Annotated in this window: 3 protein-coding genes; all 3 read right to left on the bottom strand. The window is 43.7% G+C overall.

Annotated features, from left to right (window positions below; all coding sequences use genetic code 11):
- Nucleotides 1-146: 146 nt before the first annotated feature.
- Complete coding sequence (locus PG766_RS16245) at nucleotides 147-368, bottom strand: hypothetical protein (protein WP_270591323.1); 222 nt, start codon at nucleotides 366-368, stop codon at nucleotides 147-149.
- 75 nt (nucleotides 369-443) lie between these two features.
- Nucleotides 444-1,562 (bottom strand): DUF4317 family protein, encoded by a 1,119-nt coding sequence (locus PG766_RS16240; RefSeq protein WP_270591321.1) that lies wholly within the window; start codon nucleotides 1,560-1,562, stop codon nucleotides 444-446.
- A gap of 163 nt (nucleotides 1,563-1,725) precedes the next feature.
- A partial coding sequence (locus PG766_RS16235; protein WP_270591319.1) for a rolling circle replication-associated protein occupies nucleotides 1,726-2,425 on the bottom strand: 700 nt, incomplete at its 5' end.

Below are 2,425 nucleotides of genomic sequence, written 5' to 3'. Positions count from 1 at the left end.
AATTGGCGTTTCAACTGGCTTACTTTTTTCTTTAGTGCCCGATTCTCTTTTAGCACCGCCATGAGCTTACATCTATCATGCTGATCACATTTTGTGTCTTCAGAGTAGTTTTCGCACATCAGACATACTTCTTTTTCAGTCATTATTTACCCTTTTCTGCGCCATGATTCCACGCCTTCCATTCCTTTTTCACTAGTCAACTGCTGCCACTCCCAGTTTGTATAGCTCCTCACAATCCCTTTCTGATTCCTGACCTGCACATGGTGCGGATAGATTCCAAGAATCGTGACCTTTTCCGTGGCAAGTCTGGTTTTACCTCCCTTCTGGGAGATCCTGCGCCTTAACTTTACTTTATCTCCAACTTTCATTTTTTTGTTCCTTTCCGTCTTACCTTGCGCATTTTCTTGCTTACCGAGTATATGAACGTCCGCATATTGCCTGGTTTAGTCGTCTTCCTCTTCATCTTTCTCACCCTCCCGGTTCTCTAAAATGATTCCGTTTGCATTTATATCTCCGTCCGCTTTTACCAGAATGTATTTCTCCCCGTTAATTACTTCTAAGGTAACAAGGTCCGTTCTATCTGCGCTTACCGATACATGTGCATCTGGAAGTCCAATTTCAAATGTTTTCGTGCTCACTGTGTTGTCCGCATCGATTTCAGCCGCGTCGCAGTCTTTTGTTTTTTCTGCTGCCAGTTCCGGATCTATCCCGATGCTTTTTAATACGTTTTCCAGCTCCGTGCCTTTTAATATCCGGTTGTCGGATTCTGCTTTTATTTCACGGATTCTTCCAAGGTAATGATAAATATCTTTCGCCTGTTCCAGGCTTACTTTTCCGTCTGCTGCATTTAACCCTTCCCTAAAAGCTTCTTTTTGCTCTTTTGGTGTGGATGGCATCCCGCATCGGAGTGTCTGCGTGATCAGGCCTGCGTCCGGTTTATCCGGAACTTTGCTGTAGTACCAGATATGTTCCGGATCTCCGTGGCGGTCTGTAAATGCCGGATATAAAAATCCTTGTGTCGGCATACTTACTACCCAGTCTCTTGTACGTTCCTGAATATCTGCCAGTTCTGGTTTATAAGATAATCCTGCTGCCGATAAGCTTACCGGGCAGATACATCCGATCATGTACTCATAAACCTCTTCACTTTCATCCAGATCCGCTCCGTCCGTGGCAATTCCCGGAATGTCGTAGATTCCGCTGGCAATTAGAATCAAAGAATACCCTTTATTCGATATGCCAATAGACTCTGCAATCTCTTCCAGGAAGATCTGGCGTACATCATTGTCTTCTAATCCTGTTTTTACAATCGTGGCAAGATGCCGCTTTCTTGTTTCCTCCTTAAACTCCAACTGAAATATATTTCTTCCAGGCTTTCCAGATAAGACCTTTTTGAAGATATCCAAGTATTTGAATATTTCCGTCTCTTCGAGGTTTAAAAAGTTTTTGACAAATTCCAACCTGCAGTTCCGGTCATTATCTACGATATATCCGGTTATCCTTGTGATATTGTACCTATCTATTGTTAGAGTTCTTTTGATCTCCAGTAACTCTTTTTTCATGTCGCTCCTTTCTGGCTGCCGCACCGGGCAGCCATGCGCTCTGCGAAATTGTGATATATTAACTTCCTGTGGTGCCTATAAATAATTCTTTCCGGCGTTTTTCATTCTGTGGTAGGTCGTATTCTGTTCGGTCTCGATCTGTGCTTTGACCGCCGGTCCTTTCTTAGTCTCGCATTCTACCAGAGCGATGCACTTTCCGTTTTTTGCGGTTGGTCCCCGGAAGTTTACTTCCGTGAACAGTTCTATCTTCATCTTCCGTCCTCCTTATCCGGATCATTTCATAATGCCGATATGGAAATCCGGTTGCTTTGTTGATTCCTTCAAAATAGGTGTCCTTTACTATGTAGTATCCTTTTTTCGGTCTCGGTTCTTTTTGCCACCGGTACAGAATATCCGTCTCCGGTTCCGGAAGCGGCATATTTCTGGATCTTGAAAAACTCGCTTCTTTGATCTTGTGATCCAGAACACCGTCCTCCACATATTTTTTCTGTGTTTTCTCATTTTTTGTGATGTACTGGGCGAGTTTCCGGAACTCTCCTTTTTCGTATAGCAACTGCTTATTCCGAACCTTCCCATGCTTCCAAGCTGCAGCTATGATCAGATCGGTATCCTGGATTCGGTTCAGAACTACATGAACATGCCAGTTACCAGATGGCGTGCATTCAATATTCCGGAGCCACCGGAGTTCCTCGCCACGTTTCCGGTATTCTTTCTTGCAATATTTATAAAAATCTTCAAAATCTTTTACCGCTTGCTTCATGTCCGCCGGACGTTCTTCTTTCGGATATGTGAGAGTGAAGAAGTAATCATTCACTTTGAAATACATCCGGAGTCTGTGACGTGCTTTCCTTTCCCTGGTCCAT

This window comes from Coprococcus sp. LG101-27, from assembly GCF_027695515.1.
In the GTDB taxonomy this organism is placed as follows: Bacteria; Bacillota; Clostridia; order Lachnospirales; family Lachnospiraceae; genus Allocoprococcus; species Allocoprococcus comes.
The sequence above is the reverse complement of the archived record's forward strand: the minus strand, read 5'-3'. Positions and strand labels throughout refer to the sequence as shown.

Bases quoted from the DNA above. Each gene is read 5' to 3' on its own strand.
- PG766_RS16245 (WP_270591323.1), bottom strand. From the start codon at position 368: ATGAAAGTTGGAGATAAAGTAAAGTTAAGGCGCAGGATCTCCCAGAAG.
- PG766_RS16240 (WP_270591321.1), bottom strand. From the start codon at position 1,562: ATGAAAAAAGAGTTACTGGAGATCAAAAGAACTCTAACAATAGATAGG.